This is a genomic window from Dickeya dadantii NCPPB 898 (assembly GCF_000406145.1).
Taxonomy (GTDB): Bacteria; Pseudomonadota; Gammaproteobacteria; order Enterobacterales; family Enterobacteriaceae; genus Dickeya; species Dickeya dadantii.
Genome location: NZ_CM001976.1, coordinates 2,191,148 through 2,207,090, shown reverse-complemented (window position 1 = coordinate 2,207,090; position 15,943 = coordinate 2,191,148). Strand labels below are relative to the sequence as shown.

General features: G+C 58.7%; 11 protein-coding genes. 3 read left to right on the top strand and 8 right to left on the bottom strand.

The window, feature by feature from the left end; all coding sequences use genetic code 11:
• The first annotated feature begins 27 nt into the window (after positions 1–27).
• Positions 28–516, top strand: coding sequence for an NUDIX hydrolase (locus tag DDA898_RS10175; protein ID WP_033111831.1), 489 nt, complete (start codon positions 28–30; stop codon positions 514–516).
• Between the two features lie 111 nt (positions 517–627).
• On the opposite strand, the gene DDA898_RS10170 is transcribed toward DDA898_RS10175, so the two are convergent.
• Positions 628–1,740: an NADH:flavin oxidoreductase gene (locus DDA898_RS10170; protein WP_038911138.1), complete on the bottom strand. Its 1,113-nt coding sequence runs from the start codon at positions 1,738–1,740 to the stop codon at positions 628–630.
• Positions 1,741–1,840: 100 nt separating this feature from the next.
• Here DDA898_RS10170 and DDA898_RS10165 point away from each other — a divergent pair, with 100 nt between their 5' ends.
• Complete coding sequence (locus DDA898_RS10165) at positions 1,841–2,245, top strand: winged helix-turn-helix transcriptional regulator (RefSeq protein WP_236615328.1); 405 nt, start codon at positions 1,841–1,843, stop codon at positions 2,243–2,245.
• A gap of 37 nt (positions 2,246–2,282) precedes the next feature.
• On the opposite strand, the gene cueO is transcribed toward DDA898_RS10165, so the two are convergent.
• On the bottom strand, positions 2,283–3,935 hold the full coding sequence (gene cueO, locus DDA898_RS10160; protein WP_038911136.1) for a multicopper oxidase CueO: 1,653 nt from the start codon (positions 3,933–3,935) through the stop codon (positions 2,283–2,285).
• Between the two features lie 307 nt (positions 3,936–4,242).
• Between cueO and DDA898_RS10155 the strand changes: the two genes are divergently transcribed.
• Complete coding sequence (locus DDA898_RS10155) at positions 4,243–5,277, top strand: cyanophycin synthetase (protein WP_038911134.1); 1,035 nt, start codon at positions 4,243–4,245, stop codon at positions 5,275–5,277.
• A 100-nt stretch (positions 5,278–5,377) separates the two neighbouring features.
• Here DDA898_RS10155 and DDA898_RS10150 read toward each other — a convergent pair whose 3' ends face one another.
• The 6 genes from DDA898_RS10150 to cmoM form a co-directional block, all read right to left on the bottom strand.
• Complete coding sequence (locus DDA898_RS10150; RefSeq protein WP_038911133.1) at positions 5,378–6,688, bottom strand: NAD(P)/FAD-dependent oxidoreductase; 1,311 nt, start codon at positions 6,686–6,688, stop codon at positions 5,378–5,380.
• Positions 6,689–6,791: 103 nt separating this feature from the next.
• A complete protein-coding gene (locus tag DDA898_RS10145; protein ID WP_038911132.1) occupies positions 6,792–8,231 on the bottom strand; it encodes a hypothetical protein in 1,440 nt (479 codons plus the stop codon).
• Positions 8,232–8,530: 299 nt separating this feature from the next.
• Positions 8,531–12,967, bottom strand: a complete 4,437-nt coding sequence (gene mukB / locus DDA898_RS10140; protein ID WP_038911131.1) for a chromosome partition protein MukB — start codon at positions 12,965–12,967, stop codon at positions 8,531–8,533.
• Positions 12,964–13,698: a chromosome partition protein MukE gene (mukE, locus tag DDA898_RS10135; RefSeq protein ID WP_013317759.1), complete on the bottom strand. Its 735-nt coding sequence runs from the start codon at positions 13,696–13,698 to the stop codon at positions 12,964–12,966. The genes mukB and mukE overlap by 4 nt, the downstream gene beginning before the upstream one ends.
• Entirely contained in the window at positions 13,679–15,001 is a 1,323-nt protein-coding gene (gene mukF / locus DDA898_RS10130; protein WP_013317758.1) for a chromosome partition protein MukF, read from the bottom strand. Before mukF ends, mukE begins: the two co-directional genes overlap by 20 nt.
• Positions 14,998–15,837 (bottom strand): tRNA uridine 5-oxyacetic acid(34) methyltransferase CmoM, encoded by an 840-nt coding sequence (gene cmoM, locus DDA898_RS10125; protein WP_038911130.1) that lies wholly within the window; start codon positions 15,835–15,837, stop codon positions 14,998–15,000. Before cmoM ends, mukF begins: the two co-directional genes overlap by 4 nt.
• Positions 15,838–15,943: the final 106 nt, after the last annotated feature.

The following is a 15,943-nucleotide window of genomic DNA, read 5'->3' as shown; positions in this document are numbered from 1 at the left end:
CTATTCACCCCAGTGCAGGTATACAGCATGTTTTTGTTTTCACCCCAGGACAGCACCTACACCAGGATGTTGTGTCAGTTTGAATTTCAGGCGCAACAGGAAGGGATTACCCGTCAGACAATGGCTGCCGCAGTAGTATTCCGGGGCGGAATCCTGCTGGTACGCCGCAGCGCCAACGATCCGGTGCAGCCCGGCCACTGGGAGATCCCCGGCGGCAGCCGCGAGCCCGGCGATCACAACCTGCTTGCCACGCTGATGCGAGAATTGCAGCAAGAAACCGGCCTGCGGTTACGTTATATCCGCCACTATCTGGGTTTTTTCGATTATCTGGCGCCGGTTAACGAGAAAGTTCGCCAGTGGAATTTTTTGGTCGACGTGATGCAGGAAGAGGTGTGTCTGAACGACCAAGAGCACGATGCCTGGCAGATCGTCCGTCAGTCTACGGATATTCCGGAAGACTGCTCCATCAGCGAAGAGAGCCGCTTTGTCGTCAACGCCGCGATTCGGATGTTATAGCTCGTAGATGTTTATAACCCATAGATGTTTATAACCTATAGATATTTATAACCGTAAATATTATAACCAACCCATAAACGATGGCCCCGGCACACCGGGGCCTTGTAATGCTTACACCAACTGGCCGAGAGACGCCGGCTCGAACCCTTTGAGGGCTTCCAGTTCCTGCTGACGGACTTTCGCCGCCCAGTTTGGATCGGTCAGCAGCGCACGCCCCACCGCGATCAAATCAAACTCATCACGTGCCATGCGTTCCAGCAGCTTATCGAGACCAGCCGGGTTGGAGCCTTTGCCGGCAAAGGCGCTGAAGAATTCATCCGACAGCCCGACGGAACCCACGCTGATCGTGGCCGCACCGGTCACTTTCTTCGCCCAGCCGGCGAAGTTCAGGCCGTTCTCGCCATCCACATCCGGGAATTCCGGTTCCCAGAAACGACGCTGGGAACAGTGCAGAATATCCACACCGGCGGACACCAGCGGCGCCAGCCAGTCTTCCAGCGCCAGCGGAGTCGGCGCCAGACGGGCGCTGTAATCCTGCTGTTTCCACTGACTGACGCGCAGAATCAGCGGGAAATCCGGCCCCACCGCTTCGCGGACGCTCTTCACCACCTCAGCGGCAAACCGTGCGCGTTGTTTGACCGTCGCGCCGCCGAACGCATCGGCACGCTGGTTGGTTCCTCCCCAGAAGAACTGGTCAATCAGGTAGCCGTGCGCGCCGTGCAGCTCCAGCGTATCAAAGCCCAGACGTTTCGCGTCGGCAGCGGCGCAGCCAAACGCGGAAATGGTATCGGCAATATCTTCATCGGTCATGGCATGACCGCGCTCTACCTCCGGCGAGAACAAACCGGACGGGCTTTCGATGTAATCCGCTTCCCACTCCACACCGGGATACGGTGCCGAACCGACGTGCCATATCTGCGGCCCCATTTTGCCGCCGGCGGCATGAACCTCGTTAATGACTTTCTGCCAGCCGTTCAGCGCGCGTTCGCCGTGGAAGAACGGAATGCCGGGGTGGTTGCGCGAACCGGGACGATCCACCACGGTGCCTTCCGACAGAATCAACCCCACCTCGCCCTCCGCCCGGCGGCGGTAATAGGCGGCAATATCATCGCCCGGAATACCCTCAGGTGCGAAGCTGCGGGTCATCGGCGCCATCACAATACGGTTTTTTAATTCCAGTGTTTTCAGCGTAAAAGGACGGAACAGAACATCAGTATTGGCCATGTGATTCATCTCCTTGGGCATGAATCCGTGATGGTATACAATGTAAACCGGGTGTCAATCAGGCACATAAATGCTACCAGGTAGCCTACAGGAAACCACCATGCTGAAATCTTGCGCATCCCCTTACTCCCACGCCAACTGCCCCAGCCGTTTTTTGCTGGAACAGATCGCCGATAAATGGTCGGTGCTGGTGCTGGGCGCGCTGTGTGAGAAGCCGCTGCGCTTTAACGAAATCAAGCGCAGCCTGGAAGGCATCACGCAAAAGGCGCTGACGCAGTGTCTGCGAAAGCTGGAACGCAACGGCATTGTGGAACGCCGGGTGTTGGCCTTCTCGCCGATTGCGGTGGAGTACCACATCACGCCGCTCGGGCATACCCTAAAAGAGCCGTTTCGGGCGCTTTACCGCTGGACGGTGGAATACCTGCCGCAGGTAGCGCAGGCGCGGGAAGTCTTTGATCAACGTCAGGAAGAACAGGCCAGAGCGATGTCCGACGCCAGCGCGTAAAGGCCGTTAATGCACGGACATCGCCTTTGTGGCGGTATCAGGATACGGTAAACGACATCATCATGCCGGTGTCTTCATGCTCCAGCAAATGGCAGTGCGCCATAAATGCCCGCTCTTTCGGCGCCGGATGATTGAACTGCACCAGCACCTCGCTGTGCGATCCTTCCACATGCACAATGTCTTTCCAGCCACGCCGGTGTGCGGCGGGCGGTTTGCCATTTTCCGACAGGATGCGAAAACGGGTGCCGTGAATATGAAAGGGATGCAGCATCATGTCGCCTTGCCCGGAAATGTTCCACACCTCAACATCGCCGCGTCGGACGTCAAACATCGGCTGCCCCATCTGGAACGCCACGCCATTGATGCGGTTGCCGGACAGGATATCCAACGGCGCCTGCCCTGTCTGGTGGTTCATACCGCCGTGGTTCATGCCTCCCTGCTTCATGGCGCCATGATTCATGTTCATACCGCCGTGCTGCATTGCGGATGATGACATATTCATCTCGCCGCCATGCGACATCCCTTGCATCGCACCGTGCCCCGTCATATCCATGCCTGCCATGGCCTGCATGCCATAGCGCTGCATCAGCGCCTGCATGCCCAACATGTCGAGCTGCGGATCCATCGCCAGCTGTAGCTGGCGCGTTTTCAGCCCCGAGGTTGACGGCAGCGCCGGCAGTGCCGCCAGCGTTTCCGGCAACGTGCCGGCACCGGGTTGCAGCGTTGGCTGAATACGCAATACCGGCACGGGCTGATCAAACGGCGGCACGCTCATCCCCATCTGCGTAACCGGTAGCGTCACCATATCGAACGCCTTACCGTCACGCGCATCCACCAATACCTCAAAGCGCTCGCCCATCAGCACGCTCAATGCGCTCACTTGCACCGGCTCCGCCAGCAGACCGCCATCGCTGCCAATCACATACAGCGCTCGGCCGTCGCTGGCCGCCAGCGTCAGCGATCGCGCGTTACAACCGTTCAGGATCCGCAAGCGCAGCCACCCGCGCGGCGCGGCATGCTGCGGATAGCGCGCGCCGTTGGTCAGCATCACCTCGCCAAACCAGCCGACCGCTGCCGACATCACATCCAACTGGTAATCAATCTGCCCTTTCGCATCCAGACGTTTGTCCTGCAGGATCAACGGAATATCGTCCACGCCCCACTGCGACGGCAGCGACAACGCCCGGCTGGCGGTGTCCTGAATCAAAATCAGGCCGCCCAGCCCCATCGCTACCTGAAGACCGGTCACCCCGTGGGTATGCGGATGAAACCACGCCGTCGCCGCTGGTTGCGCTACCCGGAACGCCGCGGTCCAGGTTTTGCCCGGCGCGATCTCCGCCTGCGGGCCGCCATCGGCATCGCCTGGAATCTCCAGTCCATGCCAGTGCAGCGTGGTGGTTTCAGGCAGAGTATTGGTGACGTTGAGGGTCACCGCCTGCCCTTGCTCCAGTTGCAACGCCGGCCCCAAAAAACCACCGTTAACGCCCCAGGTGGCGGTATCCATGCCCGGCAGCCAACGCATGCTGCCGGTCTGCAATTTCAGGGTGATATTGCCGCCCGCATCCGGCGCCAGCAATGGCGGCACCGGCAAAGCCGGCCGTTCGGCGGCCCATGCGGAACGGCTCCACCAGGGCAGCAGACTGGATACTCCCAGCATAGCGCTCAATTTGATAAACTCGCGGCGACGCATACGTCTCTCCTCCATGCAGATATCATGCGGGAATAAGGTTGGTGATGACTGGCAGACTGCACCTTCCAGTAACGGGAAGGTCAAGCGTTTTATTCCATTCATCACAAGATACAATGGCGAAGATATTTTTTTATCGAGGATATTCTTTTATTTGTCTTTTTTATCAGCCAACCACTTCAACCTCGCGTTATTTTCGCTCAGACCACTCTGATTTTATTCCGGTGCATTTCATCTCCCACTCCTCGTTGCGATAATAACGCCTAAGACAATGTCATTATCGGAAATACACTGTATAGCGAGATGAAAAATGAATTATCCCTTTGTTTCCGCTTTGCTATCAGAAATAGCCCCCACATTAGGCATTCAGATCGAGTTCGAGCCGGAATTCAACTTCGTCGGTGAAATAATATTTCCTGACGGAAAGACACATCTATTTAAAAACACCAATCTCAACCTTAACCCTTCCGCCTCTTCAGCTATCGCACAGGACAAGTTCTACACCAAATATCTTCTTCAAAAGAAAGGATTTAACGTACCGCGAGGGAAAACATTTTTTTCGAAAGCACTCAATAAAAAACTGGCGCGGGAGAACCGAAGAGGCATTGAAGACGCCGCGCAGTTTGCCGGGTCGCTGGGGCTCCCGGTGTTTGTTAAACCCAACAACCTGAGCCAGGGCGCTGGGGTAACGAAAGTTTATGAGATGCAATCGATGTCGGCCATCTGCCGCCGCCTTTTTTCCCGCACGGATGTGCTGCTGGTGGAGCAGGAATGCCAAGGCCGGGATTACCGGGTGGTGGTGCTGGGTGACACCGTTATTTCGGCGTACGAACGATTTCCGCTGGCGGTCTATGGCGACGGCAACCAGACTGTCCAGCAACTGCTGGTCGCGACGCAGCATACTCTGCCCCTGCACGGGCGCCCCAGTAGCCAGATTGATCCACGCGACCCACGCATTGATATCAAACTGGCCGACCTGGGTCTGAACCGGAAAACCATTCTGCCGGCGGGGCAAAAAACATTTCTGCTGGATAACGCCAATCTCTCCACCGGCGGCACCTCGGTGGATATTACCGACGCCATTCACCACAGTTTTGCCGCGCTGGCGATTGCCGCCACCGAGTCGTTAGGGCTTCGTCTCGCCGGCGTTGATATTATTTGCCATGACTTATCTACAGATGCCGGTGCGCAACTCTGGAATATTATCGAAATCAATTCCGTACCGGGGTTAAACAATTATGCCGCGCTGGGGCCGCACCAGTTGGCGCGAGTTAAAGCGCTTTACCGGGCCATCCTGCTGCAAATACAACAGGACAACGCCATACAAAAGCCTGAATCTGGCTGATAAAAATAACGCCCGGAAAATTCAACCCCAGAGACGCCGTTATGGAGGGAAATATCATTCTGGTTTGATCCGCCGCCATCCGTAGCGGCGTTCTGGCTGATTATTCCTTCCGCCCCAACCAACGTTCTTTCAGAATACTGCCGCGCACGCCCATATCGAGCAACGGACGCGGCGGAATATAGCTGGGTTGACCTAGCGCCTGCATATCGGCAATCAGCGGATTATCGACGCCGGTCGCCAGGTCCGCCAGCGTGCTGCCGGCAATGGTCTGCTTAGAGATGCCGGCGCCGTTGCACCCCACGGCGGCATACAGATTATCACTGTATTTTCCCCAACCCGGCGCACCATTACGAGTGACGCTGATCATGCCGGACCAGGTATGGGCGATCGACACCTCGGCCAGTTGCGGGAAGCGGGACAGGAAGATCGCCTGATGTCGTCGCGTTATCTCCGCGGTGTAGCGTGACGTGACAGTGTAACTCGGCACATAGGTCACATGCTGGCGAATCAGGAAGCGGTGATCGCGGGTATAGCGCAGCGTGGCGCCCGCAATGGCATTGGCCGGCGTCATCCCCCACTCGTCAATCTGGCCGATACGCTGTTGCTGCTCCGCCGTCAGCGGTTCAGTAAGCGTGGCAAACGTCGACAACCCCACCACCTGACGGGAGAACATCGGCAGTTGCCGGGCGCAGCCGTTAGTCGCCACCATCAACTGCCTGGCACGCACCTCGCCGTAAGGCGTGCGCACCCGCACCGTTTTGCCGGGCTGAATCTCCAGCGCCGGCAAGCGCTCATACAGCGTTACGTTGTCGGGCAGGCTATCCACCAGCCCCCGTACCAATGCCGCCGGGTTAAGCAACACGCAATTTGGCGTATGGATCGCCGCATGGTAATAGGACGTACCCAGCTTGCGAGCCAGCGCATCGCCCTGCAATAGCTGGTAGGGTTCTGACAACGCCTGCAATTCGTGGGTGTACTGTTCCAGCAATCCATTCAGTTCAGGACGAACAATACAATGATACTTACCGTGGCGGTTCCAGTCGCAATCAATGCCGTAACGAGCGATGAGCGTTTCCAGTTGCGCTAACCCGGCGTGCAGCAGGCGGCGATAGTTGGCGGCTTTTTCCAGTTCCGCGGTGGAACTGCCGATATTGTGCGGCAGGTCGATGGCGAACCCGGAATTGCGCGCGGACGCGCTGTCATCGACGTCAACGGCATCCAACACCACCACCTGCTCATGCGGGCGGTTTTCCGCTATCCGGCGGGCAAACGCCAGCCCGGCGTAACCTGCGCCAATCACCAGCCAGTCGGCGGTGATCGACTGGCGCAGCGCCGGCTTCGCTACTCGCGGCGGCAACATCGCCGACCAGCCATTGATGTTGGCATCCAGAGGTAATGCATTGATATTCAATTTATTCGTCCTGATACATTTCGCCATAAAAATCGGGCTGTATCACTCAGCCCGAATAGGTTTGTTATCAATATTATACCGCCCCGACGACGGCGTGCGTCACTCAGAAATCAACGATAACGGTCGTTCCCGGATCTGTGCCCACATAGACCCCACCCATATCCTTCAGATCCTGCACGGTTATCTTCGCTTTGGCCTCATAGCTGACCGTACCGCCGGACTCCACCCGTTCCAGACGCAGCTTGCTGGCGACAATATCCTTTAAGGCTCCCCATGAGGAGGTCCAAATCCGAGTGGCGGTATAGTCCGCGTTATTGCCCCCCACATGCGCTTTCAGGGACTGCCCTTCACCGGCACCGAGCCCCATGACATCACACACTTCCACATAAGCCACCGCCTTGCCGCCCAGAATGAACTCCCGTTCGGCTCCTACCTTCGATTTAGCCGTCGTTCCCGGCATCGCCGTGATCACCTGCGGAGACGCATAATCCTTTATGCTGAACCCCAGCAAAGGCTCGCTAGGATAAGGGCTGGCAACACCAGCGGTATTCAGGAACGCGGTCAGTTTATCCATGCAGGTTTTCACCTCCAGCTCGACTTTCAACTTGGTTTCATTGCTCTTGATGATTCGGATATCTTTGCCATTCACGCTATCCATCGGCGCGCCGTCAGGGTATTTCATGTTGTACCATTCCGACGCCATGCTACCGGCATAATGCGGTAACCACTGCAACCGGTTATAGACCACTTTGCGACCGCTGTTCAGCATATTCCAGGTTGCCAGAAAGCACTTCGCACGGTTGCTGCTAATCTCTTTATCCGGCGTATCCAAATAAGGAACCAACGCCTCGCCCGGCTCCACATCGACAATCAGGTAAAGGTCGCGGGCTTCGTCGGCAGCATTCTGGGGGCGATTATTCAGCAACATAGCTTTGTGCAAACCAAACGCTCGCAGCAGCCCATAGGGTATGGTTTTCAACCGACTCTCCCGCAACGACAATTTGCCTTTCACTTTCGATAAATCTGCGTCGGCGGGCGCGACGGCATCGTCCAGTTTCCGATGCTCCCGGTTCATCAACCAGGCGCTGCAATCAATGGCAAAACGGATTTTTACCGTTCCTTTTCCCTGCGCCTCTAGCTCTTTGATCAGGTTCGCCGCCCCGGTGGTGATAGCCCAGTCATTCATCAAGGGTGAATTCAGGTGAAGATGGATCAGCCATTCGACATTCTGAAATCTCACTGCATCCGACGTCGCGGCGTCACTCAACGTCTTCGCCCACGCCTTCATGGTCGCCAGCCCGCTCATCAGTTGGTTGGAAATGATCAGAATCGTGCCGATGGCTTTGCCTGCGGAAATCGCATTGTGACCAAATCTTTTCGTTTCATGCGTTTGTAGCAGAATGCCCGACTTGTTCAGGGCGTTATACCCTTCGGCGTTCGGGTTGTTGGTCATCACGTAATTGCTGATGTTCTTCACGTAATTTGACACTACCGCGTCATCCGCCAGCGGTGCCAGTTTATAGGGTGTCAGTCTGTCTACCATGTTCATCTCCATGAGTCTGCACATCGGAATAGCATTGCCAGCGCGGTGAGGAACAGCGATCGCCGCACTATCACCGCGCTGACGCCCACAGAGAAATTACGTAACGCAGGCCGGTATGACTCGGCGAAACGCCGCGCCTGCCAAGGGGAAAATCGCATTCGGATGAAAACACGGCAGGCGCAGACGAAAATGCCGCACCGGCGAAGAGACGGGAATCGCGAGGGACAATGCGCCATACCGACGGTATGGCGCATTATTATGCAGAGGAGCGTTATGCCGAGGAGAGTGACGCCAGGAGATTACGGCGTCGGCAGATTCTCTTTCGTTTCGGCGCCAAATCCGCGCAGCCCGACCACGTGCACGTGCTCGTGGTTCTGGAACACTTTTCGCACCAGCTTGTAGGTGGTGCCTTTTTCCGGGCTGATGTTCTCCGGCGCGGCGATAATCAGCTGCATTTCCAGCCGTTCGCACAGTTCGAACAAGGTGGCGATGGATTTGGCGTCCAGACGCGCCGCTTCGTCGAGGAACAGCAGACGGCACGGCGAAATGTCCTTGCCACGCAGGCGACGGGATTCTTCTTCCCAGCTCTGCACCACCATCACCAGAATCGACATCCCGGTACCGATGGCCTCGCCGGTGGACAGCGCCCCGCTCTCGGCGCGCAGCCAGCCGTCGGCGCCGCGGTTGACTTCCACTTCCATCTCCAGATAGTTGCGGTAATCCAGCAGCTCTTCGCCGATGGTCTGCGGCGTGCGCTGCCCCATGTCGATTTCCGGGTTCAGGCGCTGATACAGCTTCGCCAGCGCTTCGGAGAAGGTCAGGCGGGTACTGTTGAACAGGTCCTGATGCAGTTCCTGCTGCTCGGACAGCACATTGAGCAGCGTGGTGTGGGTCTCACGGACGTTGACGTTCAGCCGCACGCTCTTCACCTGACCGAACGCGACCGCCTGCAGCCCCTGGTTGAGCATGCGGATGCGGTTCTGCTCGCGCTGAATGGTCTTGCGGATGATGTTCGCCACGCTGCGGGAACTGATCGCCAGCGTCTTCTCGCGGGCGGTCAGCTCTTCGGTCAGCCGGTTCAGCTCGATCTCCATCTGTTCGATGGCTTCCACCGGGTCATCGGTGCGGATGATATCCTGACGGATACGCTCGCGCAGATGCTGGTACACCGCGATGTAGAACTGTACTTTGCGCTCCGGCCGTTTCGGGTCTTCCGACATGCGCAGCACATCGCGCAGATGTTCGTTGTCCGCCACCGCCTGGCGCAACGCCCCCAGCGCCTTATCCGACATAGAGCGTAGATCGTCGCCGTTCATGTACGCCAGTTCGCGACGATGCAGACGGCGTTCGACGCCGTTGTCTTTCACCAGCCGCATCACCGCACACCAGCCCGCTTTGGCGGTCACCACCTGCTCACGCATCACGTGGTAATCTCGCTCCAGCTTGCGCAGTTTCTTCTGCAGGCCGTCCATTTCCGCTTCACAGAAGGTGATCTGTTTCTCCAGTTGATTGCGGCGGGAACGGTTGGCGCTCAGCGCCGCGTGCAGTTCGTCGCGGCGCTGACGGGCGCGCGCTTCGGCGTCCGCATCGGCGCGCACGCCGATGTCCGACAGCTCCTGCGTCAGCTCCTTCAGCATGTCGCGTTTGGCGTCATAAGAGCTCTTCAGCGACGCCTGCAACTGGCTGTACTGGGTCAGTTGCGCCTGCTGCTGACGCAGTTGCTCGCGGGCGCGGGTACGTTCCTGCTCCGCCTGCTCCAGCCGCTGACGCAGTTTATCGTTGAGATCGGCGTTGGCGTTCAGCATGCCCGCCGAATCGGTGTAGCTGAAATGCGCGCGGCGCTGCACCACTTCGGTCAGGGCGAACGCCTGCTGTTTGGCGGCGCGCTGCGCCGCCTGCGCCTGCGCGTAATCTTCGCGCATCTGCTCATGCTGTTGCGGGTCGTTCTGCAACACCGCCGCCAGCGGTTCCAGTTTCACCAGCGACGCGCCGTGCTGCTGCATGAAACGGGCCGCCTCTTCGGCTTCGTCCAGCTCTTCGCGCAGCGCTTCCACCCGATCCGCCAGCGCGTCGTCGCACAGCAGACTGATGCGCGGAATCAGGCGGTTCAGCATGCCGGCCTGCTCTTTGGCTTGTTCGTACTGCTGACGCTGCTGCTGATTTTCGTTATCGAAATTGCTGATGGCGCGTTCCAGCTCGCTGCGTCGGCTGCCGATCTGACGCATCTCCGCTTCCGGATCCGATTCGAACACCACCGCCAGGTGGCTGCCGATAAAGCGGCTGAACGCCTGATGCAGGCGCTGAATCTTCTGCACGTCAAACGACAGCGTGGCGTACTGCTCGGCCAGTTGCTCGCGCTCTTCACGCAACCCCTCCAGCCGCTGCTCGCGTGCGGCGCGGCCGAACAACGGCACCTCAGGGAAGCGCGAATAGCGCCACTGGCGCTCGGCGATTTTCACCACCACCGCTTTTTCCAGCTCTTCCGCTTCGAACACGCTGTCGTCGAACGATTGCGGATCCCCTTCGATCAGGTAGAGATCTTCCGGGCAATCGTCCAGGCCGGCCAGCTGTTCGCGCACCAGCGACAGATCCGCCACCACAATGGCATGACGCGCCGGGCCGTATAGTGCGGAGAAGTACGGCGCGTCATCCAGCGTGACGTCGTCATAAATTTCGGATAACAGCACCCCGCCAAACCGTTCCGCCAGCGCGTTAAGGCGCGGATCTTCGGAACCGCCCGGCTGGCTCAGGCGCTCAATCTGCGCATCCACCTGCTGCTTGCGCACCGCCACGCTGTCGCGCTCCACCGTGGTTTCACGTTCACGCTCCAGCAGTTGCTGCATGAATTCGGTGACCTGCTGACTGTCGGCAAAGTTTTCGCCGCTCTGCTCGCCAAGCTGGGTCAGGGCTTCCTGCGCCGCCAGCCATACCGGCGCGCGGGCGGTCAGCTGCGTGATACGCTGTTGAATTTGTTCCAGTTCCTGACGCAGCGCCAGACGGTGCTCGCCGGCTTCCGACACGCGGACGGACAGGTCTTCGATACGGGCTTCCAGCTCCTGCTGCAGGTCGTCGAGATCTTCCGGCTGGTAGTCCTGACCGCTGCGCTTAACGAACTCCTGCAACAGACGCTCGGCGTCCTGCTGCTCGCGCTGGCGTTGCTCCAGCTCCGACAGCCGCATGCGCAGCGGCTGCACCTGCTCGGCCAGATAACGCTGGGAAGAACTGTCGCGCAGCAGGTCGCGGGCCACGTCCCAGGCTTCGCTGCGGCTGATGCTGCCGGCAATGCGGCACACCAGTTGGTACGCCTGTTCGAACTGGCTGTTGGCGGCGTCCGCCACGCTCAGTTTCTGCTCCAGCATCAACAGCAGTTCGGTGGCTTCCTGCTCTTTGGCCTGGAAGCTGTCTAGCCATTCATCGGCGTTGTCCGGCGTCAGTTCCGGCACCTGGCACAGGCTGCGGGCGCGCTCCAGCGCCTGCTGCGCCTGGTTGTACTGAATGGCGCGCGTCTGCTGCACGTCCAGCGCCTGCTGGTAGTCGGCCAGTTGGCTTTTCAGTTCGTCCACTTCCTGCTCAGCGGCATCAGCGCGGGCTTCGCTCTCTTCCAGTTGATCGCGCGCCTCTTCCACCACCTCGTTTTGCTCTTCCAGTCGGTAGCTCAGCTCTTCCAGATCGGCGTTGTAACGCTCGATCTTCTCCTGCTGACGCATCGCGGTCTGCACCAGATTGAGGTGATCGCTGGCGGCCTGATAATCGGTTTCCAGATCGCTTTCGGCGCCGCTTTGCTCTTGCAGCTCACGCGCCATTTCCACATGACGGGTCTGCTCGGTAATCAACTGCTTGCGGCTGGCGAACAGTTCACGTCTCAGCGCCAGCGAGCCATCCAGATGAATACGGCGCTCGTTGGCGTGGCGCATGTAATCCGCCGCCACGTAGGAGGTGGCCTCGGAAATCAGGTGCTTGAACAGGTCGCGGTCCGACTGGGTAACGCGAATCGCTTCCAGCGTCATGCGGTTTTCGCGCAGCGCGGCTTCCATATCCTGGAAGGCTTTGCGCACCCCGCTGTTTTCCGGCAACAGGTAATCGCGCAACGAGCGGGTGATGGCGCTGGAAATCCCGCCGTACAGCGAGGCTTCGATCAGGCGGTAGAACTTGCTACGGTCCGATGCCGAACGCAGCCGACGCGGCACGACGCCAAGGTCAAACATCAGCGAATGGTAATCGGTGATGGAGTTGAACTGCTTGAACTGGACGCCTTCGTACTCGTCGAGCCGGTCTTTCACGTCCTGCAATGACAAGACCCGCGCCTGACGCTCGCCCACCGTCTGGGTGAGGATTTGCGTCGGCGAGACGGCGACCGGCAATCCCTGAATGGTGAAGGGTTTGATATCGACCTTGCGGTCGCGCCCGGCGACCTGCTGCAACCGAACCCCGACCAGCACACGCTGATGGCGGGAGTTGACCACGTCCAGCACCGAGTAACAGACGCCGGCGCGCAGCTTGCCGTGCAGCCCCTTGTCGCGGGAACCGCTGGTGGCGCCCGCTTCCGTGGTATTACGGAAGTGCAGCAGCGTCAGGTCCGGGATCAGCGCGGTGATAAACGCCGCCATAGTGGTGGATTTCCCGGCGCCGTTGCCCCCGGACAGGGTGGTAACCAGTTCGTCCAGATCAAAGGTGCGGGCAAAGAAACCGTTCCAGTTAACCAGCGTCAGTGAGCGAAATTTACCGCGTTCAATCATTCCTGTTCATCCTCAGCACGTTGATCATCACTGGAAGCGTTATCGCCGGCGCCGTCGCCGTCCTCGCTATCGTCCAGCGATAGGCTGCCATCAACCGGCATGGCTTCGCCGTCGCGAATCATCCGCAGTTGCGCTTCACGCGGATCGTCGCCGCTGCGCACATCGGCGCCGAAGCGGAACACCGCCTCGGTAATGCGGAATTTGCTGCTGTCGGCCCCCATGAAATAAATCATGCCGAGACGGCGTAACCGGTTGAGCGAGGTGCGGACTTTTTCCTGCAGTTTCTGCCGGTCGAGGTCCGACCCGGTGGAACGCTGGTTCACCAGCTTCAGCAGTTTGTTTTCGTCCGCCAGGCTCAGCAGTTCCTCATACAGCTCCTGCTGGCTGAAAATCCCCTCGTGCGCCAGCCGTTCCGGGCTGAGGTAGAGGTAGCACAGGATCTTGCCCACCATCATGTCCAGCTCGGACAGCACCGAACGCGGGATCAGCGTGGTGGAGCGCGGGCGCAGGTAGAAAAAGCCTTCCGGCGCGCGAATCAGCTCCACGTTGTAACGGCCGTAAAACTGTTCCAGCTCATCCTGAAAATCCATCAGGAAAACGTGATTTTCCAGTTCTTCCACGCCAATATGGCGTCCGGCGCGCAACTGACTGTCCAGCGCCGGAAACAAGGTGTTGGAAAGCGCGGTCATCAGCCGCGCGGATACGTGTTGTTCAATATTTATCGATGACATGGGCCTGCACCTTGGCTCCGTAATCATTGATTGCCTGCCACAGCGCAGGCAATCCTGTGAAATCAGCTTCGGCCACGCCCAGGCGAACCGCCTGGTCGACCACGATTCGGGCAACATCGAAATGCTGCGAGCGCGGGTACTGCGTCAGGTACTCCCGCACTACGTCGCCCAGATTAAGCGGTATTTGTTGCTGTTTGTATTTCTGTAGCGCCTGCTCGATCATCGCGGCGATCTGCTCGCGGATTTCGCTGAAGGCTTCATACTCCAGGTCCGGCGGCAATTCGCCGGTGACCTCTTCGGAACGCAGCGCCAGCTCCTCGTCGCGCATATCCAGCAGACGGTCGGCATTGGCGTAAGTCAGCGCCCACGGCGCCTCGAAATAGCTCTGTACCGACTGGCGCAAACGCTGCGAAAACACGCGGTTTTTATCCATATCGATGGCGGTACGGATGAATTTGTGCACGTGGCGGTCGTAGCCGATCCACAGGTCGATGCTCTGCTGACCCCAGCTAATGATGCGGTCGAGTTTGCCCTGCAGGTCGAAGACCAGATTGTCGACAAACGCCAGCTCCGCCTTACCGAGCGTGGCGTCCTGAATACGCAGCAGACTGGTCTGTAGCTTGTCGCCCGCCGCTTCCAGCGTATCCTGCAATTCCCGCAGGGTATCGGAAGTCTCGGTCAGCAGCTTTTCGCAACTGGAAATCGCGGCGCGCCAGTCCTGATTGAGCAGCCCGGCGATATTCTCTTTCACTCCTTGCTGCTGCTCATCCATTACCCGCTGCGACAGGTCGATGCTGTCGAAAATCTCCGCCACCGAATACTTGAGCGGAGCGAACACGTTGCGGTGCCAGTGGAACTCATCGCCGCCCTCTTCGGCCGCTTCCGCCGCCCGCCCCAGTTCCTGCGCCACGATCGACAGTTGCATCGACAGGCGCAGCGCGGAAAACTCGCGCTGACGAATGTAATAATCAGTGATGCCGATCCCCAGCGGCGTCAGGCGGTAAATCGCGTTGCCGTCCGCCAGTTCGCTGGTAAAACGGTTGATCAGACGCTGACGCACCAGATCGTTGATCGCATTATTGGCGCGCACCGGAATGGTTTCGTTGGTCTGCTCGAAGCCCTTACTGACGTGACGAAAGGCGTCCACCAGTTCCCCCTCGCTCATTTCGCCGTCCATGCGCTCGCCGTTCAGGGTGGCGATAGCCAGCAAAAACGCCAGACGCTCGGTGGGCAGCGTAATGGCGAAGTCATTTTTTCTCGCCCAGGCAACCAGTTCGGGTACGGTCTGGGAAAAATCACTCATAATGCATCCTTCACAGGGGGCTTGTGCGCCATGACATGCTTGTGCGCCATGGCATGCTTGTGTGCCATGACATGCTTGTGTGCCATAACATGAATGTAGCGCCCCAGGCTAACAAAGGGCTCCTGCCGACAGTAGCGCTGTTCCAGCGCCAGCAGCAGGTCAAAATCGTCAATCTGTTGTTGCTTGTTTTGCAGGTAATCATGAAACACCCGTATGCCGGTCTTGCCGCTCAGTTGTAGCCCCAGTTCATCGAGCCACTGGTAGACCTGCGGCGGGTCAAGCGGGTGATCCGGCGACAGCGAACGGCGTTTGCGCTTGGGCATGCCGGCGTCTACATAGCCGAAATTGCCCAGCACCATATTACGCATCACCAGCGCCTGATGGTTGTAAAACATCAGCGACAGCGCGCCGCCCGGCGCCAGACAGTCGGTCAGCGCCCGCAACGCCTGCTGCGGCTCCGCCACCCACTCCAGCACGGCGTGAAACAGCACCAGATCCACCGGCTGCGACAAATGCGCGCCGACATCCTGCGCGGCGCACCGCACGAAGCGCATATTATCAGCCACTCCGTGCTCCTGCGCCGCCTCTCGGGCGCGCGCAATCATCTCATCGGACAGATCGCACAACAACACCTGATGCCCTAACGCAGCCAGACGGCGAGACATCGGCCCTTCGCCGCCGCCCGCATCCAAAATGCGCAGCGGTCGCGACGGCAGGCGCGTCAGCAGGATTTCCAGATCCTGCCACAATACCGCCTGACGCAGCCGCCCTTTGGTGGTGCCATAAATGTTTCGGGCAAACTTGTCAGCGATATCGTTAAAATTACGATCCTGCATTCCACGGTTCCGCATGATGGGTGACTGCACTACCTAAACAACTGGTTTTTCTCTGAACCTGACATTCTGTCACAGGCTGGCCTAGAATAAATGGTCTGAACACCCT